Genomic DNA, 25429 nt, shown 5'->3' on the forward strand with positions numbered 1-25429 from the left:
TCCTCCCTCTATTCTTCTCGTCTATGACGGATGAATCTCTATCCTTGATGGTTCCATACCGCTTTTTTCGCGGTATCTGCCAGGCGGACAGCCCACCTTTCTCGTAAACAATCTTGTAAAGAAAGCCGGATCATCATATCCAACATCCAGTGCTACCGCAATAATTTTTGCATCAGACTCTGTCAACAGCTTTTTTGCCCGTGAGATACGAATATGATGAATATACTCCACAACCGTTTTTCCTGTTTCTTCTTTAAAAATCCGATTCAGGTGTCTAGAGCTCATATTAAATAAAGAAGACAGATTAGCAAGTGTCAGCTTTTGATCATAATGGCGCTCCAGATAACCGGCAACCCTTTTGATAAACGTCTTTCGCTCCAGCTCTTTTCTATTTAGAGACAAGGTTGTATCTCCATGCGCATATATACGTGACAGCTGAATAAGCAGCTGGACTAATTGCAGACGAATAATCGTTTCATAGCCATTCTGCCTTGCTTCATACTCATTGGACATTTTGACAAACATGGATTGAATATCTACCGCTGCCTCCCCTCTTAAATTAATACAGCGGTGAAATCGCTCACTATTATCTAAGAAGGGATGGACATAGAAATAGTCCATCGAATGGGTAATACCTAACCCCCTTAATAAATCCTCATCAAATAAGCTGGGAGTAAACAAACAATTAAATATTTCAATCTTCTGATTTGCGGCTATATGATAAGCATGCTGTTCATCTGGATTGATGATAAATACATCTCCGGCGAATAATTGATAAGATTCACCATCACATACATGTTCTCCTTCCCCCTCAATCACATAGACTAATTCAACAAAATCGTGACCGTGTAAAGGTGGGGCATCTTGGTCTGTATGCACTGTGCGCCTAATCGAAAACGGAAACTTCTCTTCTTTTAGAAACTGGCTGCTTGTAAGTCGCACACCGGATTCCGCCCTTCTGTTCTAATCGTTGTGAGATGGGACTTCAATGACAGCTCCATTTTCCATCTGCGAACGAATAACTGCTTCAATCACTTCCTGTCCAGCCAGTGCGTCTGCTCCAGAAGCCTCCATTTCCCAAGGTGCTACACCATCTTCTATCTGTTGAATAAAATGCTGTAATCGGTTTTTAAACGTCTCTTGAAAACTACTAACTCCTCCCATAATCGAATTACGCAATACCAACAATTCATTTTTTTGATGCGGATAAAAAGTGAAATTCTCATAAACATTGTCAATCACAAATCTGCCTTTATTTCCGGCTACCTCACAATATTCAATTGGATGACGACCAGACATATCATAGCTCCCTGTTAAGTGACCCACTGCCCCTGAAGTAAATTCCATATTAATAGAAGCAGTAGACCATATTTCCCGACCAGGTGCCTTCGTCATAAAGGCTTGCACACGCTTAATATCACCAGCAAAATATCTCATTACATCAATCGAATGTGGATGCAATGCCCTTAAGTGGAACCATGGACTGGTTTCAGCAGGATTTTGAATCGTTAATTTCATATTCACAAACAGTAACGCACCTAACTCATCCTGATCTATTAATTCCCGGCCTTTATATGCTGCCGGCACAAATCGATGATTCAAGTTGCTGACAAGCCGGACATTTTTTTCCTTCGCTAGTTTCACCATTTTTCTGGCCTTTTCAATATCATTGGAAATTGGTTTCTCCACTAATACATTTTTGCCTGCTTCAATAGCTATAACAGCCGGCTCATAATGATCACCACCATTTTCGGCTCCTGCCGTAGCGATACTGACCACATCGATCTCCTCTTCACGCAGCATTTCTTCCAAATCCCGGTAACCTGCTACTCCATAATATTGTGATAATTCTGCTACCTTGTCTTCCATCACATCACAGACCGCTATTAGCTCTGCATTAGGATCCTCATTATAATATTTACAGTGCGTTTTCCCGATATTCCCCAACCCAACAACTGCTACTTTTTGCACCATATGTTATGCCTCCTTATTTTTGGTTGCTTCAATAATTAAACGAGATAAATAACCCCTGCTTTCCGCTGCTATCGCCGTCACTTGTTCTAATGGATAGGCATTTGCACCGATAATCTCCAGCACGGTTGCCCCCTGATAATCAATTTCAGCCATTTTATTAATAATACCTTCCAGCGGAACTGTCCCCCGGCCTGCGGTTTGAAACTCTGGTGCTGCAATAGCCAACTGGTCGATCATCGTGTCACGGATATGTGAATGAATAACATGCTCCTGTAACGCATCTAAAGCCTGAACTGGATCATCACCGACACGTCCTACATGAGTCGCATCAAAATTCAGACCTAACGCAGGATGTTGAAATGCTTCCAATAATTTCAGCGCAGATTTGGTATTATAAATACTTTGACCATAATGAAGTTTTAACGCATATTTAATCCCTGCGTCATGTGCTGCCTTTGTCAGCTCTTCCACAGCCGTTACCGATTGCTCAAAAAGTTCTTCATTATCTGATTCACCGGCACTGCCAGTAGTAACCATCGGTATTCCTAACTTCGCTGCTTTTTCAAATACCCGTTTTGTTCGTTCTCGGTTTTCTGGATCTAGTATATTTGTGGCCGCTTCCACACAATATAACTCCAATTCATTCTCTGCGATTAAGTTTCGAATTTCCTCAAGCTCCTGATCAGTTGCATTGGGAGTTAAATGCTCCACCATCCCAACAATCGAAGATAACTCTACTCCGTCATACCCACAGAATTTGATATTCTTGATCGCGGTCGGCAGATCATATCCACCAAACAATACCGTATTTACTCCTAGCTTCATTCGCTTTCCTCCTCTAAGAAAGTTACGCATGTGATAAATTTGTAAGTGTTTACATTATAAATTAAATAAATGATTCCTGCATAGCGCATATAGTCGCTAACATGGTCGATAAGGACATAGTTGTGTGCTGAGTATGTAACATGGTGCATTCCATAGCATTTCGATTCCCCCTTTTTCTTTAGCTGTCTTTTACTATCCAATTATAAGTATAGGATTTCGTTAGACATTACGAAACTAACATTTTTAACAAATAAAGGGGATAATCTTGACTATCGTAAATATCTTCATCTTTTCCGTAAAAAACAATACCAATCATCATATCGCACTTGTTGTTCTGATATTCACTTCACACTAATGGAAAGTGATATCCCTGCATACAAAAAGACCTAAGAGATTGCAAAAGCAAGTATTCTTAGGTCTTTATCTGCTATTCCGGTTTAATCGCATAAGCTTGCCTTACAGTATGTAATCCATACTGTGCCACCTCTAAGGCTGTTTTATCCCCATAGTTATCTTGAAATAACTCAAGCGATAAATAGCCTTGATAGCCATTCTGATGCAGTGTTTGAGCAATAAAGTGAGAAGGTGCTTTGCCTTCACCAGGAAATACACGAAAACTGTCATCGATTACGTCCCGGCTAGGCGAATCAGGATAATCATTAACATGAAATATGCCAATCTGCTCTCCCTTTAACATGTTCAATCCTTCGATTGATGATCTGCCAGTATACATATGGAATGGGTCGAGAAGTATTTTTCCATCTGCTGCATTGCTTTCTAACAACACGTATACCGCTTCACTCAATCGCGATAAAATCGGGGACTTGCCCCAAAACTCCACATATGGTTCTACACCCATTTCTCGTCCGAGGACAGCCACTTTGGCAAAATCATCAGCCAACTGATCCAGTGTGACCCCTTGCATATCGCCAAAAGGAGGAACTGCTATACCTTTACAGCCCAGTTGGTGCAATAACTGCATATCGGCTGCAAGGGAACGAAGTGCTTCTTTTTTCACGGCTGCCGATTGATCCCCCCATTTAAAAAAGGCAATTGTATTGACAAATTCCAGCTTTTTCTCGATCAACAGTTCACGTAAATCATCACTTGATCCCCCATCCGCCAAGTATTTCTTCACATCATCCAGCCATAGTTCGATCCCATCATACCCAGCCTCCGCAGCAACTTCGATTTGTGCTTCGACCGATAACCGAAATGGCAGTAAGGTAGACGTATTCAGCGCTGTTTTAAATGGAAAGATACTCATATAATCCCCGCTTCCTTTAGAGATATTTTTCGTCCTTCTTTACTGCTTTGATATGCTAATTCAATCACTTGAATTAATCGTAACGCCTCTTCAGCCTTTACTGCTAAGTCAGCACCCTCTATGAGATGATCATAGATATTCTGATAATAGGATGAATAAGAGCCTTGTTTCGTTTCTATTCTGGTTTCCATATCCATGCCATCGGATTCATGGCAGAGTAGCCCCCATTCCGCTGCTGACTCTTTACCCCAATGAACACCTGTAGGTACTTCGCCACGATTCAGTGCTGCTTCTTGCGGGTCTGTTCCTGATTTAACAAAAGATCCTTTCGTGCCATGCAAAATATATCTGGGACTTGGCTTCTTCGCAATCCTAGATGAATGCAGATTCACCTTTAGATGGTTAGCATAATACAGGGTTATATCATAGTAATCATCGGCAGAACCGCCATCCCGTTGAATATCCACATCGGCATACAGCGACTCAGGCAGGCCAAATAAACAAACGGCTTGATCCAGCAAGTGAACTCCTAAATCATATAGGATACCAGCACCTTCACCGCTGCTTTCCCGCCAATTCTCTTTTGTCACTGTTGGCGCAAATCCTTCCCAACTCATAGAAACTGATTTTAGTTCTCCCAGCCAATGATTATTGATTAGTGAGGAGATCGTTCGAAAATCCCCGTCCCAGCGCCGGTTATGGTACACACTTAACATCTTGCCATGTGCTTTTGCCAGTTCTGTTAAGTATCTCGCATCTTCACTCTTTGGTGTAAAAGGCTTTTCTACGACTACATGTTTTCCCGCCAGCAAGGCATCGCAAACGAAGCTAACATGATCTGTACTAGGGGTGGTAATCACAACCACATCAATATCTGGATCTTGGTAGACTTGCTCCACATCTTTCACCACTTCAACCCATGGATATTTCTTTTTTGAGTCTTGCCTGTGTCTTTCAACTACTTTCTTCAAATAAAAACCTGGTATCGTTGACAGAAATGGTGCGTGAAATATCCTGCCGGAATAACCATAACCAACAAGGCCAATATTTAATGTCTTATCAACCATAATTCATCTCCTTCAAGTTGTGATAACTTACTTCAATACATGTCATTGGGGCACGCCGGCACTGATCTTGTTCTACGATCAGCCATTTTGTCCCTGCCTGCTCAGCAGATGTTAGAATCTCAGGGAAATTCAAAATACCTTCCCCAACTTCAGCAAAGAATTGTTCTTCTCCTTTTTCCATATCTTTCACATGAAGAAGTGGACAGCGATTTTTTAGTTGAGATAAGTAATCTGCAGGGTCATATCCACCCTTTTTCACCCAGTAAGTATCTAATTCAAACTGGACCAGTTTAGGATCCGTTTCTTGCATCAATAGATCAAATCCATTCTTCTCTCCGAACGATACAAACTCATGGTCATGATTATGATATAAAAATTGAACACCGTGTTCTTGACATCGTTTCCCAATCTCATTATATAGTTTGGCTTGTTTTACAAAATCCGCTTGATCTTCGAATCTGGAATAAGATAAGACGAGATACGGAACTTGAAGTATATGCAGAAAATGAAGCAAACGATCAAACTCTGCTTCGATTTGCGGTAACATCGTATGCAAGCTGATCACATCCAAATTGATCTTCTGCAGGTGATCTCTAATCGCTTCTGCTTGGATATCGTGATTTGGCAGTCCTAGTTCTATCCCTTGAAACCCAATATCAGCAACTTGTGTCATACTCCCAAAATAATCCTGACTCATTTCTTCACGAATCGTAAATGGCTGTAAGCCTATTCTAAAATTCACTCTTCCAACACTCCTTTATTATTAATTATCCAAGACATTATATTTTAAATCTAAAGGCATAGGCTGCGGACGCTTCACCTTTGTTTGTAAAGAAACATATTGGCCGCTTTCTGATGATTCCATGATGCCAAACGTCGCTTCTAACAAATGGTGGGCTAGCTGGTCATTTGCCCGATGCTCCCTGCCTGACCGCAGGGCATAGGCCATGTCTGCAATTCCAATTCCTCGAGTATCTTCCCGATAACTATGGGTAAACGGAAACTCCTTGATCTCTTGGTTCTCCTTTTGAATCAAGATTGGCCCGCTAAAAAAATTGGGATCAGGAGCTTGCAGAATCCCCTCTGTACCATAAATCTCTAATTTCGGCAGGTAACCAAAACTAGCTTTGGAAGCTTGTAAATTGGCGACTACACCACTATCAAACTCCAACACGGCAGAAGCATGCATCGGCGCTTCGATCGGCAAGGTTTGATTGAAAAAAGCGGACTTGGGATTGGTTACGGTAAAACGTTCTTGTACATTGCCTGCCATCCCTGCTACTCGATTTATAGAGCCAAAGAAATTAATAAAGGCAGATAAATAATATGGTGCCATATCAAATAACGGATCCCAGCCTGGCTTCAACAACGATGGGAAAGAAGGGTGCATGGCGTCATAGCCATTACCCATGACAATTTGGCCAAATGCGGCATACGGCTCACCAATCCAGCCATCAGCTAAAATCTTTTTAACCGTTTGAATCCCTGCCCCCAGAAATACATCTGGAGCACAGCCTACTAATCTATTCTTGACTTTAGCCAATGCTAGAATAGCTTCTGCATCTTCTCGGTTTAATGCCAGCGGCTTCTCCGAGTAGAGGTGTTTACCAGCCTCCAATATTTTTAGACTTACTTCTGCATGTGCCTGTGGCACCGTCAAATTAACCAGAATATCAATCTCTGGAATCAACAATATTTCTTCTACAGAACAATACGTTGGGATGTTAAACTCTTCTGCTCGTCTTTTTGCTGCGTCTTCATATAAATCTGCACATGCGACTACCTCTACAATTTCAAACAAGTTCGTCAAATTCTCCAAATAGATTCTGCTGATATGGCCACAGCCAATGACACCTACTTTAACAGTATTCAATCTCTCACACTCCTTATGGATGATGGATTACTCTTGCCATACTTCATTTATAGCAAGAGTAATCCAACTTATTCTGGTAACATATTACTTTTCATAATTATTTTGGATAAAATCTTGTCCTAATCAAGTACCCCAGTTACACTGCGATAAAATCGTCGATGGAGACATTCACTCCTTCTGTTTGTTTTGTTTCAATGCTATGCAGTAATGTTTCATTTAATGTTTTTGTATATTCATTTAGAGTACCCTCTACATCTTTTTTGGTTTCTGATAGGTTTGGTATGATTCTGCCCTAATTCCCCGATTTCGTTGAATATTTGACTAACATTGCTATTTTACACAACAAGATTAGGCGGGGTTACCAAATTTGAGATCGCTTTCATTTTCTGCCGAAAACGATGAAAGCATGCTACCTTTTCGATTAATTGACAAAATAGCTCCTCTGGACCCGTTACCTCCATCAGAAACTTCCCACCAGCTACCTTCAGCACATCCTTATTATAATATAACATAGATAATACCATAATGAGTGGGACAGCAAAAATATATAGCACCACATGATCTTTTTATTCTTATAATGGAATAACGTTTCTTTCTCCCTATCCTTAGTCTGAACTTGACTGTACAAAATAATCCCTTCTTTCCACTCATTATATAGAGCAGGATTTCTGCTAAAAAGGAGGGGTTTTTGACAATCGAGTGGACTTTTTTCACCTGTATCTCGCTTTATATAATTAAGCAGCCATAAAACTGAACCTCAGATTGAGACCCATTTTATGGCTGCTTATTTTCAACAGACAAATACTTATTAGCACCAATTGGTGAGACTCATTGATCATTGGGACTGAACTATACTTATGGATTTTCCAATCGCGATGACGATAAAACAACCGAGTAATACAAAGAACGCAGGGAAGATATAGCTCTCAGGAATAAAAGTCAGCATGATAAAAAGAAGCCCAAAGCCTACCATTAACCTTCCTAGTAATCTCATCAGTTGGCGGCGGGAGAACCCCTCCATCCTGGGCATTCGTAAGTGCCTTCTGGCAGGCGGGAATGTCCCGCACTTCATCATTCACCATCCCGATATCCACCGCATGCGAAGAATACTTCAAAAAATGAACACCCTCTGCTTCAGTAACCTGCTCTGGTGCTCCCCAAGCCTCTTCTACTTGGTTGGCAGTTGTTTCGCCAACAACAAAGCGTGTGTTCGATATTTTTCCTTTTGCAGATAATTCAAAGATATCATCCAATGATATGGTCGGTTCTTCTGCCTTTTCAGCAGGAGAACTGTGGTCTGATTCTGGTTCCATATGATCGAATGAAAAAAGGCAATGACTGCTCCACAAGCTATAACAACGATCAAAACAGGTAAGATAACACGCTTACGCATAGCCTATTCCTCCTATTTTTTGTCATGCAGCCAAGTCTTCACCTCAAGAATCAAGATAATATCGAAGCAGTTAATAGATGAAACAAGTACTGACTGCCTGATATGTTTCGTTATGTCTCTGGCATTGATTGATGTTTATTGTAAAGTGCTTGATCAACCTTTTCAAGTTTTTCTGAACACACTAACGGAGATTTTGTCATACATACGATTAAAAGTATACCTATCAACTGAACGCCAATGACTGCCTCCTTCAATTCAGTTTGTGTATCGTCACTTGTACATCTTCATGTAACAGTCTAACTTTAATCACCGAAAGGATTTTCTCCATACTAAACAAAGAGACATGAGAATGTCTGCCCATGAATTTTGATTCGATGGATAATTGTAAAATTTATATCTTCAGCCTCCATAGGGTTGCTTTAAATTTTAATAGTTCACTTTGTAATATAGCCCAGTCCCCACATTTACTGATAAAGATAAGATCTCGCTAACAGTTACAAATTGATAGCCTTCATTGATGAGTGCAGATAATAATTCAGGTAAAGCATCAGCAGTTTCCTGATGGATATCATGCATTAAAACAATTGCACCCGGTGTGACGCTGTTCAGAATTTCTTCATTTATCATTTTTGCATTTCTCGTTTTCCAGTCCATAGAGTCTACGGACCAAAGAATAAGAGAGTTTCTCAACGCTGTAGCCGTTTCTTCAACACGCTTATCAAATTTACCGTAGGGAGGACGACTCATTGTCGGATACTGTCCGCTCGCTTCTTCTATATTTCTAGCTGATTCAGAAAATTCTTCTTTAATATCATATGTATCTAACTTAACTAAATTTTGATGTGAGTTTGTGTGATTACCAATTTCATGACCTGCCTTAGCAACTGCCCTGGCCATCGATGGGTTCGCTTTCGCTTGACTGCCAAGCATGAAAAAGGTTGCTTTAACATCATACTCTTCGAGAGCCTCAAGTACTTGAGGGGTGACGTCTGAGCTAGGGCCATCATCAAACGTAAGTGCAATATATTTCTTATTCCGATCCAAACTTTTTATTACTTCCGAATCCTTTTGTACCAGAAACTGTTTGCTGTGTAATACCGTTTCTTTTAATTTATGGTCTGCCACTTTTTTCGTTGTAGGAACAGCTTGTGAATTAGCTCCAATCATCGACCCAGAAATATAAAAAAAGGTAATCGCAATAAATATAATTAATACCCACCCTGGCCAACGAATTCGCCTAAGCACTCTGATCATTTTTATTTATCCTTTCTAGAAGGCTATCAGCAGAGCTAATAGCCTTACCTGCATATCAATATAGTTTCCCGTATTATTACAATTATGGGTACAGTATATTAATGAATGTATTCATTACTAACGAGCACTTCCCTTAAAACTTCAGTTGGAATTATGAATTCAACTGTTCCCATATACCCTGGTGCAACCTCATATTCATCAAAAGAGATGACAAGCTTCCCGTTATTATTAATATAAAATTGCTGTTCAGCTTTTATTGCTTTAAAAAAATCATCAAAGTTGTCCAATCCAGCATCTTCCACCCAATACACTTTATCAGTATCTGATTTCATTTGTTCAAGCATTTGATGCTTGATATTTTCGCTAATTACCTGAATATAGCTATCATCTTTGAATAACATTGGTAGTGACAGCAATATTTCATTCTTTTTATCAATCGTGTCATATTGAAGCGACGTCGAACTTGAACCGGCAATTCTACTAACATACCTCTCTAACACTAAAATTTGCTCATTATCTGTCTTCACTTCGAAATCACTAGAAATTGCATAATGATCGGACTCCCCCTCATTAACTAATTCCATAATAGCTTCAAATTCTTTATAAAGGGTTTTACCTTCCTCTAAATAGTCCTCATTTAGACTATCTTCAAGATTCTTGTTTTCTAAGCCTGTCACTGCCGGTACTTTAATATCTGCTGATAGAAGGTCATCTTCCTCTTCAAATTGTTTAACTGTTATAACCTTTACAACTTCTCCAACTATAGGTACCTCAGATAAAGCTTGAGCCATTGCTGGACTGACATTGACACTCGTTGTAAATAGTAAAGCAGCTGCTGCAACACCAGCAGACCATTTAGCTGTAAGTTGTTTAATTCTCCGTTTTTTCAGTGCCTCTTGTACAACAGTATCAAGTTCTTTTGGGATCACGATTTCATCATACTTTTTCTTTAAGGATTTAAAATTTCTTACCATGTTTATCCTCCTCAATAGTTAGATCTTCGTCCAGTTCAACTTTCAGCAATTTCAATGCTCTGTAAAGCCTTGTTTTAATCGTATTAACATTTTCATCAACAATTTTAGCAATTTCTTCTATTTTCATATCCTCAAAATATCTAAGTAGGATTATTGTTTTGTATTTATCTGGAAGGTGGTCAATCGCCGCTTGTAAATCTAAATCGTGATACTCATCTTCACTACCATTTGCCAAGGCCTCCATCACGGTGGCATCTACTACGCTTAGCCGTTTATACTTTCGTAAATAGTCTAAGGAAGTATTTACAATTATCTTATAAAACCAACTTTTTAAACTAATTTGATTTTCCAATGTGTTGATATGAATTAAAGCTTTATGAATGGATTCCTGTACGATGTCAAGTGCATCCTCTTGGTTTTTCACATAACTATATGCAATCCTATACAAACTCTCCTTATTCTCCAAAATAAACTTGGTTAATTCTTTTTCTGTTTTTGATTTTTTTAATAACCCCATCTAATTAAGAACTCCTTTTTCGGCGGTTAATTGATTATTGCATACTGGATGATTCGTGAGCAGTTGTGCCTAATCGGCATTATTTATGATAATCTGCGATCAATTTCTAACATGAGCTAAATAAAGTCAATGATGACAAGCAAACGTATTTATGCTATTTGCTGTAACAGATTAATGATGGATATTATTTCCCCAATTACTGGCCTAGATTTAAACAACTGCTTCAGTAAATAAGTTTATATACTAGACGTATAAACAAGAGAAAAAGTTTGCACATTAATGATTTTTTTAAGACTATGATCTTAGTAATATGCTGATTTTAAAAGAGCCCTAATTTTATTGTTAAAAAAATTTATGAAGGGATAGCAAGATAAAAATAATAGTATTAACAACTATTTATTCGTTCAGCATATTAGTCTGAAGGGCAGCAAAAATTCGATAATTTCCTAAACAAAGAAAAAAGCACTGTCCTAAACAAGACAGCGCTTCACAATAGACAAATAAAGTGAAACTTGGTTCAGTGGTTTTTCCCCACTGAACATTAGTTGAACCAATCGGGCATTACTGGCTGTTGGATCTCCCACTTTAGAAATAACGGGTTCCCTTATTTCTAAAGTGGGAGACTACAGCTAGTTACACTGCGATAAGGTTAGCTAATAGGATAATACTGTTTATAACGCGGATTAATAAAATATGGCGGTCTTGGTCCAATTTTAGGCAGCTGGAATATATGCTGTCCAGCCTCATACCGTACTCCCACCTTTTCATCTGACTGGTTAACTAACAATAGCTTTACTTCCGGATTATAATAATATTGCATGATGTGAACCTCCTATTCCCTTCTATTTCTTACTTTATTCAATTTCTTGTGATATGGAACTAGCAGATGAATGTTTCACTACATTCGCCTATCTCGCATAAGGTAATGCAACAAGATCATTTCGAGGAGGATGTACATGTCACAGGATAAACCAACAAGTCAAGACTATCCACTGTATCCAAACTACGGGAAAATTACACAATACCAAGATGTCCCGATCACCGTTCCGGAACAGCGCCAGTTTCGTCAGCCCGGTCTAGAAAAATGGATGGTGCCGAGACCGATTATTGAAAACCCAAATTATACAGGCAGTAATAAACTTACCGAAAAAGTTATCCTTATCACTGGAGGAGACAGCGGCATGGGTGCGGCCGCTGCCATTGCTTTTGCCAAAGAAGGGGCAGATGTTGCTATTGCTTATCTGGATGAGCATGAGGATGCCAATAGAACAAAAAGAAGAATAGAAGAACTGGGACAACAGTGTTTACTGCTTCCAGGCGATTTAAGAGATAAACAGCAGTGCACCGATATCGTAGAGAAAACGATGGAAACTTTCGGACAGTTAGATGTGCTTTGTAACCATGTAGGTATACAATTTCAACAATTGAGCCTGCTGGATATTAGCGATGAACAATTCGATGATACGTTTAAAGTGAATATATACTCCCATTTCTATACCACACGTGCCGCACTGCCACACTTGAAGGCAGGAAGTTCGATCATTAATACGTCTTCGGTTGTAACTTATGATGGCAATAAACAGTTGATTGATTATACTGCCACTAAAGGAGCGAATATTGGATTTACTCGAGCTTTGGCTAATAACTTGGTAGATAAAGGAATCCGTGTCAACGCTATTGCCCCCGGCCGGATATGGACACCGCTTATTCCTTCAAGTTTTTCTGCAGATGAAGTAACTCTAGCGGGTAACCCTATGCAGCGTCAAGGCCAGCCTTTTGAAGTAGCGCCCACCTTTGTATATCTGGCCTCCGATGATTCACGATTTGTGACCGGACAGACACTGCATGTTAATGGCGGCCAATGGACATCATCCTAATACATCTAAATGAATATTTCTTCGGTTATATATTGTTGATTTAACCATTGCAGCAACAACAGAATGCATGGCGTGTAATCCACATGCATTCTGTTCTATATCATTAAGATAAAGTGAGGCTTACTTCAGAAAAATGCTTCTCACTCCACAAAAGCAGCGAGATTTTCCAATGTTGATCTTAAACCAATATCATGATCCTCTTTTCTAATACCTGCTGGTACATTTTCGCAGATAATGGTCACCTTGGTACCTTTTTCAACAGGTTCCATCACCCAGCTTTGAACCATTTCACCAGCGAAAGCGGGATTCTCGGAGTCAAATAGAACAGCTTGAACTATTCGTTTATCTGGAACGAGCTCCACAAACCTCCCTTGGACTACATCTGTGTTGTCTGAGGTTTTTCCTGAGGCAGTACCATCTTCATAGGTAAGCGTAATTTGAAAGGAACCACCTTCAGCGGGCTCAAATCGATTCACCTGACCAGACATGCCTGTTGGCGGCAGCCATGTTGCTAATGATTCCGGATGGAGAAATGCTTGGTAAATTGTCTGTGAAGAGGCTTGTATAACTCTTGAGGCAATATCAATCCGCTTATTTTGTGATAGATTTGACATGATTCTCTCTCCTTTTGGATTGTTTCCTTTATTTCTTTTAGGATAGCATAGGGAGATATTCTATATTTCTTCCCGATTGCTCACCTTATCAATGAAGACATGGTTGGTCTTTGCAAGAGTCTGCTGAGATTATCGTTGTTTCGCCGTCTGTTCCAAGTCATACTTTCCCGCTGGCCTTTGTATTCTTCAAAAAAGCAGTCGCTTAACTAATAGCAACAGAACGATCCATAGGGGTTATCCATATCGTTTGTTCTGTTAGAGGAGCTTGCTCATACGCTTTCAACAGCCCTTGCTGCTGAATATCAGTCTTTGCTATACGTTTTTGTTTAAGTGTTATGGAAAAAGCCCTGGAAAAAGGGAACGGATTCATCACAATATGTTCTGCGTCTTGCCAACTAATAGCATATTTTGCTGGAAAATGAGAAACAGCAGAGACTGCAATAGATATTCCGCCCTTAAAGAATGAATGAATATGATCATCTGTTGTGCCTGGTCGATTCATACATACAAATAGAGACAACATATCGGAGAACTGCAATAAGGAGAAGTCTGCCTCCAATTGATCATGATCAAAATACGTCAAGTTATTGATTAATTGTTCTTGTCGCTGTGCTTCCTGCAAAACAAAGCTCCTTGCTTCAGGAAAGGAGGCTGTTGCCAGAAAGCGCTGATAATGCTTACTGCACAGTAATGCGGCATAATCATCTTTTTTCTGTATCTTCTGAATTCCTTGTGTATACAGCACTATTTTGGGGATATTAGGAAAGTCAATAAAAGAATAGGGATGGTTGGTACGGTCATTCCAAAAAGGCTGTTGGTCAAATGCCTGCCAGCCGCAATCATGCTGATAAGCGGCATAAATAACAGAATCCTTATAAACAATATCTCCCCAGTACACTTCCTCCAAATGCATTAAACATTCCCCAGACAAAAGCGCATGATCCGGCTGTGATATTAAGATAAAGTGTTCCCCTTCTTCACGAACAATCATGGATACTGTCTCCTTTCAAAATAATGGAAATTATAGTTGGATATTAGAAATAAACTATACCTTCCTATGTATTTATTTTATACAATGACCCCATTAAGTTCCAAATATTCGCAGCTCTCTGCTTTTTGCATCTGAATTTGCCATAGAGTATATTTTTTATAAAAATACAAAAGTTAAATAAAAGTCACCTATCTATCGGAGGTTTCATATGAAACGAGTTTCAAGTGTTTTTTATATAACTGTTACATTAGTTACCATATTTGTTTTTCTGGGTGCTTCATTACCAAAACAATTTGAACAGATAACAACCAATATAAATTCCTTCCTTTCCACAACATTCGGATGGTACTACATGTGGCTTATGTCGGCATTAATCATTCTGTCAATATTTATTGCTGTAAGCCCATATGGAAAAATCCGTCTTGGAAAAAATAATGAAAAACCCGATTTTTCTACTCCATCATGGATAGCCATGCTATTCTCTGCAGGATTAGGAATTGGACTCGTGTTCTATGGTGCTGCTGAACCGCTTTTTCACGGATTTTTGGATGCGCCATTTGCAGAGGTTGGTACCGATCAGGCATTCAAGCAGGGACTTGCCGTTACGTACCTTCACTGGGGGATACATGGATGGGCACTGTATGGCTTCATCGCACTTGCATTGGCTTTTTTCCAATTTCGTAAAGGGGAACCTGGCTTAATTTCCACGACGTTGAAGCCTTTGTTTGGGGAAACAATCATGAAAGGACCACTCGGAAAAATGATAGATGTACTTGCCTCGTTTGCAACCATTTTTGGTGTGGCGACCTCCCTTGGCTTTGGTGCATTACAGGTTAATGGAGGATTGAATCATCTTTTCGGCATAGAAGTTAATTTTACTGCACAATTTATCATTGTAGCTATTATAACCGTATTATTCCTTATCTCTTCCTGGTTAGGTTTGAGCAAAGGAATTAGATATTTATCAAATGTAAATATGGTAGTTGCCATCTTACTGCTTTTAGGAATGATAATCATCGGGCCAACATTACTAATTATGAATATGTTTACAGAAACATTTGGACTATATTTTCAAAATATCATCCAGTGGAGTTTCCGTACTGCCCCACTCGGCAGTGATAATAGGACATGGGTTGATGCTTGGACCATTTTTTACTGGGCATGGTGGATTTCCTGGGCACCATTTGTTGGAATGTTCATCGCCCGTGTATCACGCGGAAGAACAATCAGGCAATTTATGATAGGTGTTATACTTGCACCAACACTTATTATTGCTATATGGTTTGCAGCCTTTGGAACAACAGCAGGCCATATACAAAACAGCGGTGTTGACTTGTCACAATATACGACGGAATTAGTCCTATTTAATATGTTTGATCAATTGCCATTTTCATTCTTTTTATCCCTCTTGGCAATTTTACTTATTACAACTTTTTTCATTACATCTGCAGACTCTGCAACATTAGTACTAGGTATTCAATCAACAAATGGTTCATTGACACCTCCGAGAACTATAAAATTTTCTCTCGGACTTGCACAATCAGCTGTAGCTCTCATTTTACTTTATGTCGGCGGGTTAACGGCACTACAAAATACCATTATAACCGCTGCATTCCCATTTTCCTTTATTCTAATTCTGATGGGAGTTTCACTAGTTAAAGCACTTAATAATGAAATAAAACTAATGAAGCGAGAAAAATAAGCAGGAAGCATCAGGGCGGTGCTCCTGCTTCCAATGTGTCATCTATACCGAGTAGGTGTCGGCCATTACTGACCACACCACTCACAGAGCCCACACGTGCGGATCTTCGCCTGTGGCTCTTCCCATATATCACTTTTAGAGATAACGTTCTTCATATAGATGCAAAACCAACTAAACAAAGGGCTGAAAAGAATTCATTATCTAATGTTGAATGAACCATAGGCTTTTAGCACTATTCCATGCAACCATCCGGATTCCTCTCAGATTCTCTTCCCCCATTCTTTCTCACAATTCCATATCGGACTATATGCATCACACTTATATCTTTGGTTTCAGCAGCTTAATCACTGACATGATAAGTATGATCATACCAACGCCAAATCCTGCTGTGGATAAAGGAGCAAGTAAAAATCGCATGAGCTCACCTTGCACAAAAAAGCTCGCAAGCATGACAACCATACATATCACTGTAAAAATCCCAACTGTTAAACTTCCTATAAAATCATTCAAATGATGATTTTCCTCACGAACTATCGTAACTTTATTGTCCTTAAGAAGAGGCAAATCTAACAATTTCGGAATGTAGTCCTCTAACTGACCCTTAACCTTATTTAGATGATCCTCAGCCAACTGTGCTTTATCCATTTGATTCGCGTATGATTCACTCGCTGTAGTCAATGAGTATTCTTCATCTACAGATGACAATGTCCCATCCAGGGTAATGATTGCTCTAAATGCACCAGCAACAGTCGGCTTTAATGACAGCCCCATCTCGGTTATCATCGACATCAGCCGTTCCATCAGGACACTAGTTGGATCATGTGAAAAAGAGGCTTCTGATAAAAGTCTGCTGAGGCGCTGTTCTATCCTCTCTTCATCAAGTGAATCATCCCCATCACAAACCCTCAACAACCCCAGTGCCATTCCTTTTGTATCATTATTACTGTAACCCATTAAAAAACTTAACATACCAGCCCGTTCATCATCTGATAAATAACCAACTGAGCCGAAGTCAATCAGTGCAACTTCTCCATCAGTTGTCAACATAATGTTACCGGGATGTGGATCAGCATGAAAGATACCAATCATCAGTATTTGATTCAAAAATGCATGCATGATCATCTCTGAAACGTCAGTTGTCACTTCTTTTGTAAAACTATTTCCTTCCATGTATTCCAATGTTAATACATGCTTCGTAGAGTACTCAGAATAAACTTTAGGCACCCTTATACGAATACCGTGTTCCTTAAATGCTTTTCTTAACGTGTTTGTATTCAGCGCTTCAATTTCAAAATCGGTTTCTTCGAGAAGATTCTTTTTAAATCCCTTTGCAAGTTCTATTAAACCAAGCCTTTTAATTTTAGACGATCGTTCTGACAGCCATGACACAAATTGAATTAATAAATCCAAATCCACTGTCATCTTTTGTTTCACATTCGGTCTTAAAATCTTAACGACAACGGTCTCCCCAGTTGACTTAAGCTTCGCTAGATGGACTTGTCCAATAGACGCAGCCGCAATGGGTTGCATATCAAATGATTCATAAATTTCATCGATTTTACCAATTTTGTGATCAATAATCGTTTTAAGTTCATTTTCACTCAAAGGTTTTACTTGATCATGTAAACTAGAAAACGCCTTGATATAATTACTAGGTAACATGTCTTTTTTTGTCGATAATACTTGCGCAAACTTAACAAAAATTCCACCCATGTTTTCAAGAACTTCAGCAATAACATATGGCAGTTTCGCATGATCCTGTTGAATCAAATGATTTAAACCTTTTCGTGATACAATCCAGAAGAGCTGCATCATGCGTATGAAACCACGAATTTTATTCACTATATATAGGAGTGGGTTCGAGGCTTGTAATATTTTAAAATTGAAAAGACACAGAAGCATATAGGTATAGCAGGCGATAAAGATAATTAACAGCGGGTAATAGATAAACATAACTCTTAATATCTCATTCGTATCGGATGTATTGGAAATTTGATTGAAGTATGTAAATGTTAGCACGAGTGTCACGATGGCTGTACTAAATAGCACAGCCATCATTAACTTGAGCTGTTCATTTTTAAATGCTTTGATATTCGCTATTATAAAATAAAAAATGAGAGCAGCAATAATGATACTGTTCAAATAAAATTCTTCTAGCACTTGAACCAGCACACTAACAACAAGCGCACTGACTAATGATAGGATTACTTTGTAATTCGTGTTGAATAAAGAAGTAAGCAATAAGAATAGCAGGAACAACACAATGAACACACTTAAAAAGGACATATCTCATTCCACCTAATCACTTTAGTTGATTACAGTTTAAGTGATTAGGTGGATTTTGTAAACGTGGACTAATACTTAAAAGCAACAACCAATCTTGTTATGACTTTATTCTCTCTAAGCATGGGACACCCTCGGCATGGAGATTGACTCTTTTCCCAATTCAGCCCAGATATACTGCAACAATAGCTGTTGTTTCACATCTTGATGTGCTTCACTATCCCACAAATTATTTAACTCATTTGGATCCTCTTGCAAGTCAAAGATTTCCCCATAGGATTGATTATAATAAACCGTGATCTTGTATCTCTCGGTAATCAGTGTTTTTTGATGAATGGTTGTCGGCTCATGACGAAATTCACAAATAGCATGATCCCGTGCCTTGTCTCGGTTGCCCAGCCAGACATCTTTCTGATCTACCCCTGTCATCTGGATTGGAATGTCTGTACCAGCAAAGGATAAAAAAGTAGGCGCCAGATCAACCAGTGATTGGATAGACTTGGACGTTACCCCTGCTGGGACATGGTTCGGGTATCTGACAATAAACGGAAGTTTGATTAAATCCTCGTAATGAAAACCACCTTTGTACTGCAGTCCATGCTGGCCAAAGAAATGCCCGTGATCTGTGGTAAAAACAATAATGGTGTTGTCCGCTAAACCTAGTTCATCTAACTTATCGACTATTTTCCCAATATATTTATCCATCAAGCTGATCATGCCGTAGTAGGTGGCAACCAATTGTTTACGATCATATTCTGAAATATTCCGGTGGGATAAATAACCGTGAATAGCCATTCCCGTTTCTTGTAAGTAAGAAAAGTCAGGGTTATCCTCTTGTGTCTTTCTGAAATGTGGCGGATTCTGTTCATGTTCACCCGGCACCATTTCTGGAATCGTCAGATCCGCTGGATTATACATAGTATCCCATGGTTCTGGGGCTAAATAGGGCGGATGCGGATCAAAAAAACTAGACCAAAGAAAAAATGGTTCATCATTCGTTTTATGCTTTTCCAGTCTTTTATTAGTTTGCTCGGCAATCCATTTACTATAGTGAAATTCTTCAGGGATGTCCCATGTATGCCACTTATCGGGATCCATATTTCCCGTTGGCGGTACAAAATAATCCCGCCAATTGGTGCACCCATTCTCTTCTAACCAAATCGCATAATGTTGGCCAACATGCTGCTCATTGGTATGATTTCGCGCTAATTCCACATGGTCAAAACCATAAAAGGGTCCATGAAACCCTTTCCAAAATTCGAGATCATGAAGGACAGGATCCGCCTCTAGTGATGGGTACTCCTCTGTGCTCTTCAATGGCTGAAAATGGGCTTTGCCAATTAATGATGTCTGATATCCGGCTGCTTTTAAGTCCTCATTTAAGGTATGGGATTCCTCATCTAATTTAGTTCCCAACGTCCATGCCCCATGTTGACTTGGATACTGACCAGTTATAATCGATGAACGTGTTGGAGTACAAGTAGGGTTGGGACAATATGCCCGCTCAAATGTAGTGCCTTCTTTGATCAGCCGATCTAAGTTGGGGGTGGATATTTCATCATTAAAGGCACCAAGTGTATTCCAATGTTGTTGATCACTTGTAATTAGTAAGATGTTCGGTTTATTCATTTTGGCAATACCTCCTTATTCCCTATATTGTAAAGGGTGGATTGGCTTATAGAAATAGCATAATGTTATTTCTAATTGTCATTTTGTTAGATGGGAGGTAGAATAACCTCAAAGAGAGGAGCATAACTGTGAGAGAAGCTGACAAGGAGTTTGCAGATTATTTTTATTTAACACCCCCATCATTTAAGAATATTAGTGGTATTTGGCCATTAAGAGCTGGCAGAAATATCGCAAAAGAAAATTATCATATCGGTCCTAGGTTTATTGATAGTTATAGCTTTCACTTTGTCCTAGAAGGAGAAATAGCCTACAAATATGATGACAAGACGATCCTATTACAAAAAGGGGGCATGTTCTGCCTGCATCCAGATATTGCCTATGAATACTATACATTAAGCCACCATCTTCAACTAAAGATGGGATGGATCGCTTTCTCCAAAGCACAAATGACCGAAATTATCTCTTCTTTAAAACTGACAAAGCAGCAATCCTCCCTCCAGATTGTCGATTATCAGCATGTTCATCAGACACTAACGTCTGTCTTTCGCGTATTAGAAACATTCGATGATACAGAAATGGTTCAAGTCCTTCAATTACAACAACTTGTCTATCAATTAATTTACTTGCTATTGGATCATACGCAACAACCTAACCATGCGCGTTCCACTTGGCTGGAACGCGGCAAAGCATATATAGACCAGCATTATACAGAAAGGATTACCATTCAAGATACAGCAAATTATGTCGGCGTCAACCGCTCCTATTTTTCAGAGCAATTTTCAACCATTTATGGTATCGCCCCCATAAAGTATCTGCAAAAATTGCGCCTTGAGGGAAAGAGATGTTACGCACCACCTCTCACAGTATCACAGAAATCGCCCTATCATTAGGCTATCCGAATTTATATGCTTTTACCAGGGCTTTTAGTCAATATTATCAGCTGACACCGACACATTATCGGAATAATGATGAAAAATAGCTTTATAATTATAAGTTCATTGTTATTCTATACTGTTTTGGTGTACAGTCCATTATTTTCTTGAATGTTTTGGAGAAATAGGCAGAATCATAGTAGCCTAAAAATTCTGAGATATTAATAATGGCCATATCGGTATGAAGTAATAAGTAACTTGCTTCTGCAATTCTAAGTTGATGAACATACTGAATTGGTGTAACCCCATAAATTTCTTTGAAAATTGATATGGTGTAGTTAATACTTTTATTAATTAATTTGGCCAGTGTTCTAATATTGATAGGCTCTCTATAGTTTTTCATGATATATGTTTGAATATCTTGTGCATATTTCAGTTTCATAGGTGATAATGTCATTAGACTAAGTTCTCTTGCTATGACACCGATTATTTCTATTAGAATGCCATTGCATATAGTATGTTTATAACTTTTTTCTCCATTACTTTCATAATACAAACTCTCAAAACGCTGTCTGAAAAATCGGACATCCCTCACTGTTAAATGTAAGAATCTCTCCTGCCTTAAAAAAGAAATATCCTCTAAACATTGCCCTACTGCATGAAATAAAATAGTGATTTTTTGATGCGGCTCATGATTTAGATTATATGCAGATCGCTTGGTTTGTTCTGGAATAAATAAAATTTCTCCCTGTCCTATCACAATGTTTTTGTTATCGCTTCTTCCATACAATTCCTGCTATACAGGCATTTCAGACAGATATAATTTCAAATTATACGCACTCCTAATCTGAATTTATATAATATCCAAATAATTCATAGTGATATTGTACAAAGAAGAGTGATATTCTACATGAAACACGAACGGGATCTGATATATACTTGCACATAATGTAGGCGCTTACATTGATATATTAAAAATGGAGGTATCAAAATGGGGAAACACATTCGACTGATTTTTGTCTTATGGATCATTATTCTGTCCGCATGTAATTCGACAGATCTAAGCGAAAATGCAAGTAGTGATGGGAATAACTCAACAGATGAAGTTGTACTGAGGATAATGGACTGGAGTGATAGCGTAAAAGATATTAGAGAAGAATTCCATGAGCAATTTATGGAAAAATACCCTCATATCCAAATTGAATATACACAATTAACAGTAGATCAATATAAGAATACTATTATGACAGCTGTCAGTGCTGGTGAAGCCCCTGACTTATTTCCGATACCAGGTGGCATGCAATTAGAAGCACTCGTTGAAGATGGCTGGTATCAATCACTGGAACCCTATATCGATGACGAATTCAAAGACTTATTCGTGGATGGAACTTTCCAAAATGGAAGAACCATGATTAACGACGAAATTTATTCTATCCCTGAAGCGGCACCAATGCCCAGCAGTTTAATTTTTTTTAATAAAGATTTATTCGAATTAGCTGGACTTGACCCCGAAGATCCCCCTGAGACATATAGTGAGTTCAGAGAATATGCAAAAAAGATAACTGAAGCAGGCGATGGCAAGTTTTATGGCATGATTGAAGGAGGGGAACAAGTAAACCGTTGGACAGAAATCATTAGAGATTGGTCGTCCTTAGCTGGGAGCGGTATAAATGCGCACTCCCCTGTTAACTTAGCTACTGAAGACATGTCATACGATACAGAACCAACTCTTCATGTGTTCCAGTTAATAAAAGACATTGCAGAAGACGGCAGTTTTCACCCTAATACTATGAGCATCTCAGCCCCTGAGGCAAGAGCACTATTTGGACAAGGAAACGCTGGATTTATTGTGCAAGGGCCTTGGAGCATAGGCGTATGGAACGAAGAGAACCCAGATTTAAATTATGGAGTGATGGCCCCTCCTGTTCCGGATTCAGGCAGGAAAGGATCTATTCCGATTACAAGTTCGCAGCCTTGGATTGGCTTATCTGCTGGCAGTAAACATCCGGAAGAAGCTGCTCTTTATCTGAAAGAGTTTTATGGAGGAGACTTTTTTCAAAAGGCAAGAACAGAGAAGGGTGACGCCTATTCGATCGTCAAAGGAATTAACGAAGAATATTTAGTTGTCGAGCAAACCAATCAGTATTATGATCTGGTTCAAGAATATGGCAGGCAAATACCTGATCCAATTATCAGAAAACCAGAAGTTGCAGTTGTTTTTAATGAATTTCAAGATGTATCACCCACTCCGGGAGACATTTTAGGCGGCGTTGTTGCCGGAGCCTCTGAGGCCGAACCTTTATTAGCGACATATTCTGAACAGTTGGAAACAGCCTGGACGAATGCCATCAATGCTGCGCAAACGAACGGAACAGATGTATCTATGGAAGATTTTATTTTTCCAAATTGGAATCCAATGGAGGACTATACTTCTGAAGATTACGAATAGTAACCATAAAACTATTCAAGCAAATCCATTGTTGTCTTGCTTGAATGGATAGAAGGTAGGGGATGGTTTGAGTTACACAATATCGTCAACAAGAACTAAAAGGAGCTATAGAAGTTCAACTAATAGAAAAATAACACTTTGGTGTTGGCTTTTTATCACACCAAACTTGATTTTCTATGCTTTATTTCAAGGTTGGCCAATTCTCGTAAACTGGTACTACTCCATGTTAAATTGGTCAGGCTTAGAATCAAGTCAAACATTTGTAGGATTAAGTAATTATAAAGAATTGATCTTAGACACTTATTTTTGGAATGCGTATAAAAATAGCTTTATTTTCATGGCAGGTACCGTTCCGCTTCAACTCATTATCGCCTTATTCCTGGCCTTGTTGGTGAATAGTCCCCGGCTAAAGTTTGCCAGTGTATATCGAACCATTATTTTTATTCCGGTAGTTACTACTGCCAGTATTATCGGTATCATTATGGTTTATATTTGGGGTGCAGATGGTGCTGTGAATTATATTCTGCTTCGTCTAAATATATTAGAACGGCCGATCAATTTCCTTGCCGATCCTAAATGGGCGATGTTTACTGCGATTATCATCTTCGTTTGGAAAAACGTAGGCATGAACATGATCTATTGGTTAGCTGGATTGCAAGGAATTTCAAAAGATCTTTATGAAGCGGCGGATATTGATGGTGCTAATAAAATACAAACTTTTTTCTATATAACACTACCACAATTGCTGCCTATTGGTCTCGTTATTACTTTACTGAATGTGGCCGGTTCATTAAAAGTCTTCGACATGATTAAAACAATGACGAATGGCGGTCCATTCTTTGCAACAGATGTGGTGTCTACCTATATTTATAGATATGCATTTTCCAGTGAGATGGGTATGCCAAGGCTAGGATACGCTTCTGCCGCTGCCATTTTCTTTACATTGACTATCGTTATATTTGCTGTCATTCAAGTTATCGTCAATAAAAGGACCAATGCCAAAGGAGTGACGAAAATTGAATAGAAAAATAGGATGGACACTTATACACATTCCATTAATACTGCTTTCATTCTTGTGGATCTATCCCTTTCTATGGATGGTATCTGCTTCTTTTAAAACAGACACGGAATTTTTCTCGAATGGTTTACGTTTAATACCCGCCTCCTTCCGTTTAGATAATATCAAACGGGCATGGAATGTGGCTAATTTTGAACAATACTTTATGAATTCTGCCATTGTCACTGCAGCTGTCATTCTTATCGTAGTGGTTATCACGGCTACATGCGGATATGCTCTTGGACGTTACTCTTTTCCTGGCAAAAAGATATTCATCGCCATCCTTGGCGCCAGTATGTTCATACCATTAGAGTTTTCAATGATTCCTATCTTTAAATTAATCAAGGAAATGGGATTATTAGATTCATTATTAGGGTTAATTCTCGCAGAATCTGGTGGCGGACATGTTCTATTTGTATTATTATTCGCCAGCTTCTTCCGGCAAATTCCTAAAGAATTAGAAGAAGCCTCCATTATAGATGGATGCAACTTCCTGCAAACTTTTTGGCATGTAGGTTTACCGCTTGCCAAGCCGATCATCGGAAGCGTGGTTATTATGCAGTTTGTCTGGACTTGGAACTCCTTCTTACTGCCGCTTGTTCTCACGCTAAGCAGTCCAGAAAACAGAACATTAGCTGTCGGACTATATTCTTTACAGGGAGAACATGTGGTGGACTGGACAGGGATTGCTGCCGGCGGCTCCATTGCTCTAGTTCCGATCATTGTTATTTTTATCCTTCTACAACGTTATTTCGTGGACGGTATGGCAGGTGCTGTGAAAGGTTAATAAGTTATTCATACTAAAATTTTT

At 39.0% G+C, this 25429-nt stretch carries 24 protein-coding genes; 7 read left to right on the forward strand and 17 right to left on the reverse strand.

Annotated features, from left to right (window positions below):
* Window positions 1-21: 21 nt before the first annotated feature.
* The 12 genes from JOD18_RS24750 to JOD18_RS03315 all read right to left on the reverse strand — a co-directional run bounded on the left by JOD18_RS24750 (window position 22) and on the right by JOD18_RS03315 (window position 11964).
* A complete protein-coding gene (locus JOD18_RS24750; protein ID WP_204667508.1) occupies window positions 22-942 on the reverse strand; it encodes a helix-turn-helix domain-containing protein in 921 nt (306 codons plus the stop codon).
* Between the two features lie 21 nt (window positions 943-963).
* Window positions 964-1974: a Gfo/Idh/MocA family protein gene (locus JOD18_RS03265; protein WP_204667509.1), complete on the reverse strand. Its 1011-nt coding sequence runs from the start codon at window positions 1972-1974 to the stop codon at window positions 964-966.
* Between the two features lie 3 nt (window positions 1975-1977).
* On the reverse strand, window positions 1978-2799 hold the full coding sequence (locus tag JOD18_RS03270; RefSeq protein ID WP_204667510.1) for a sugar phosphate isomerase/epimerase family protein: 822 nt from the start codon (window positions 2797-2799) through the stop codon (window positions 1978-1980).
* 427 nt (window positions 2800-3226) lie between these two features.
* Window positions 3227-4066, reverse strand: coding sequence for a sugar phosphate isomerase/epimerase family protein (locus tag JOD18_RS03275; protein WP_204667511.1), 840 nt, complete (start codon window positions 4064-4066; stop codon window positions 3227-3229).
* Window positions 4063-5133 (reverse strand): Gfo/Idh/MocA family oxidoreductase, encoded by a 1071-nt coding sequence (locus JOD18_RS03280; protein WP_204667512.1) that lies wholly within the window; start codon window positions 5131-5133, stop codon window positions 4063-4065. Before JOD18_RS03280 ends, JOD18_RS03275 begins: the two co-directional genes overlap by 4 nt.
* Window positions 5126-5875, reverse strand: a complete 750-nt coding sequence (locus JOD18_RS03285) for a TIM barrel protein (protein ID WP_204667513.1) — start codon at window positions 5873-5875, stop codon at window positions 5126-5128. Before JOD18_RS03285 ends, JOD18_RS03280 begins: the two co-directional genes overlap by 8 nt.
* Before the next feature lie 21 nt (window positions 5876-5896).
* Window positions 5897-7006: a Gfo/Idh/MocA family protein gene (locus tag JOD18_RS03290; RefSeq protein WP_204667514.1), complete on the reverse strand. Its 1110-nt coding sequence runs from the start codon at window positions 7004-7006 to the stop codon at window positions 5897-5899.
* A 926-nt stretch (window positions 7007-7932) separates the two neighbouring features.
* Window positions 7933-8319, reverse strand: coding sequence for a DUF4309 domain-containing protein (locus JOD18_RS03295; RefSeq protein WP_204667515.1), 387 nt, complete (start codon window positions 8317-8319; stop codon window positions 7933-7935).
* 506 nt (window positions 8320-8825) lie between these two features.
* Window positions 8826-9653: a polysaccharide deacetylase family protein gene (locus JOD18_RS03300; RefSeq protein ID WP_204667516.1), complete on the reverse strand. Its 828-nt coding sequence runs from the start codon at window positions 9651-9653 to the stop codon at window positions 8826-8828.
* A 98-nt stretch (window positions 9654-9751) separates the two neighbouring features.
* Window positions 9752-10627, reverse strand: coding sequence for an anti-sigma-V factor RsiV (gene rsiV, locus JOD18_RS03305; protein ID WP_204667517.1), 876 nt, complete (start codon window positions 10625-10627; stop codon window positions 9752-9754).
* Window positions 10611-11144 carry an RNA polymerase sigma factor gene (locus JOD18_RS03310; protein ID WP_204667518.1) on the reverse strand — a complete coding sequence of 178 codons (534 nt, stop codon included), beginning with the start codon at window positions 11142-11144 and terminating at the stop codon, window positions 10611-10613. Before JOD18_RS03310 ends, rsiV begins: the two co-directional genes overlap by 17 nt.
* A gap of 649 nt (window positions 11145-11793) precedes the next feature.
* Entirely contained in the window at window positions 11794-11964 is a 171-nt protein-coding gene (locus JOD18_RS03315) for a hypothetical protein (RefSeq protein WP_204667519.1), read from the reverse strand.
* Between the two features lie 136 nt (window positions 11965-12100).
* Here JOD18_RS03315 and JOD18_RS03320 point away from each other — a divergent pair, with 136 nt between their 5' ends.
* Window positions 12101-13021: an SDR family oxidoreductase gene (locus tag JOD18_RS03320; protein WP_204667520.1), complete on the forward strand. Its 921-nt coding sequence runs from the start codon at window positions 12101-12103 to the stop codon at window positions 13019-13021.
* Between the two features lie 140 nt (window positions 13022-13161).
* Here the strand turns inward: JOD18_RS03320 and JOD18_RS03325 are convergent, their stop codons facing one another.
* Both JOD18_RS03325 and JOD18_RS03330 read right to left on the reverse strand, forming a co-directional pair.
* Window positions 13162-13635 (reverse strand): SRPBCC family protein, encoded by a 474-nt coding sequence (locus tag JOD18_RS03325; protein WP_204667521.1) that lies wholly within the window; start codon window positions 13633-13635, stop codon window positions 13162-13164.
* A 202-nt stretch (window positions 13636-13837) separates the two neighbouring features.
* The gene (locus JOD18_RS03330) at window positions 13838-14626 is read right to left on the reverse strand and encodes a DUF3891 family protein (RefSeq protein ID WP_204667522.1); all 789 of its coding nucleotides are present in this window, start codon (window positions 14624-14626) and stop codon (window positions 13838-13840) included.
* Between the two features lie 208 nt (window positions 14627-14834).
* On the opposite strand from JOD18_RS03330, the gene JOD18_RS03335 reads away from it, so the two are divergent.
* Window positions 14835-16328 (forward strand): BCCT family transporter, encoded by a 1494-nt coding sequence (locus tag JOD18_RS03335; protein WP_204667523.1) that lies wholly within the window; start codon window positions 14835-14837, stop codon window positions 16326-16328.
* A gap of 318 nt (window positions 16329-16646) precedes the next feature.
* On the opposite strand, the gene JOD18_RS03340 is transcribed toward JOD18_RS03335, so the two are convergent.
* Both JOD18_RS03340 and JOD18_RS03345 read right to left on the reverse strand, forming a co-directional pair.
* Window positions 16647-18614, reverse strand: a complete 1968-nt coding sequence (locus JOD18_RS03340; RefSeq protein WP_204667524.1) for an ABC1 kinase family protein — start codon at window positions 18612-18614, stop codon at window positions 16647-16649.
* Window positions 18615-18728: 114 nt separating this feature from the next.
* On the reverse strand, window positions 18729-20240 hold the full coding sequence (locus tag JOD18_RS03345) for a sulfatase family protein (RefSeq protein ID WP_204667525.1): 1512 nt from the start codon (window positions 20238-20240) through the stop codon (window positions 18729-18731).
* A 128-nt stretch (window positions 20241-20368) separates the two neighbouring features.
* Between JOD18_RS03345 and JOD18_RS24755 the strand changes: the two genes are divergently transcribed.
* Both JOD18_RS24755 and JOD18_RS24950 read left to right on the forward strand, forming a co-directional pair.
* Entirely contained in the window at window positions 20369-21130 is a 762-nt protein-coding gene (locus tag JOD18_RS24755; RefSeq protein ID WP_204667526.1) for an AraC family ligand binding domain-containing protein, read from the forward strand.
* Window positions 21082-21219 carry a helix-turn-helix domain-containing protein gene (locus JOD18_RS24950; RefSeq protein WP_204667527.1) on the forward strand — a complete coding sequence of 46 codons (138 nt, stop codon included), beginning with the start codon at window positions 21082-21084 and terminating at the stop codon, window positions 21217-21219. The genes JOD18_RS24755 and JOD18_RS24950 overlap by 49 nt, the downstream gene beginning before the upstream one ends.
* Window positions 21220-21227: 8 nt before the next feature.
* On the opposite strand, the gene JOD18_RS03360 is transcribed toward JOD18_RS24950, so the two are convergent.
* Window positions 21228-21902: a helix-turn-helix transcriptional regulator gene (locus JOD18_RS03360; RefSeq protein WP_204667528.1), complete on the reverse strand. Its 675-nt coding sequence runs from the start codon at window positions 21900-21902 to the stop codon at window positions 21228-21230.
* Between the two features lie 201 nt (window positions 21903-22103).
* Here JOD18_RS03360 and JOD18_RS03365 point away from each other — a divergent pair, with 201 nt between their 5' ends.
* From JOD18_RS03365 to JOD18_RS03375, 3 genes are all read left to right on the forward strand, one after another.
* Entirely contained in the window at window positions 22104-23561 is a 1458-nt protein-coding gene (locus JOD18_RS03365) for an ABC transporter substrate-binding protein (RefSeq protein ID WP_204667529.1), read from the forward strand.
* Between the two features lie 223 nt (window positions 23562-23784).
* Window positions 23785-24585, forward strand: coding sequence for a carbohydrate ABC transporter permease (locus tag JOD18_RS03370; protein ID WP_204667530.1), 801 nt, complete (start codon window positions 23785-23787; stop codon window positions 24583-24585).
* Window positions 24578-25405, forward strand: coding sequence for a carbohydrate ABC transporter permease (locus JOD18_RS03375; RefSeq protein WP_239587895.1), 828 nt, complete (start codon window positions 24578-24580; stop codon window positions 25403-25405). Before JOD18_RS03370 ends, JOD18_RS03375 begins: the two co-directional genes overlap by 8 nt.
* Window positions 25406-25429: the final 24 nt, after the last annotated feature.

Origin of the sequence: Gracilibacillus alcaliphilus (assembly GCF_016909015.1) — a bacterium.
Lineage (GTDB): Bacteria > Bacillota > Bacilli > Bacillales > Amphibacillaceae > Gracilibacillus > Gracilibacillus alcaliphilus.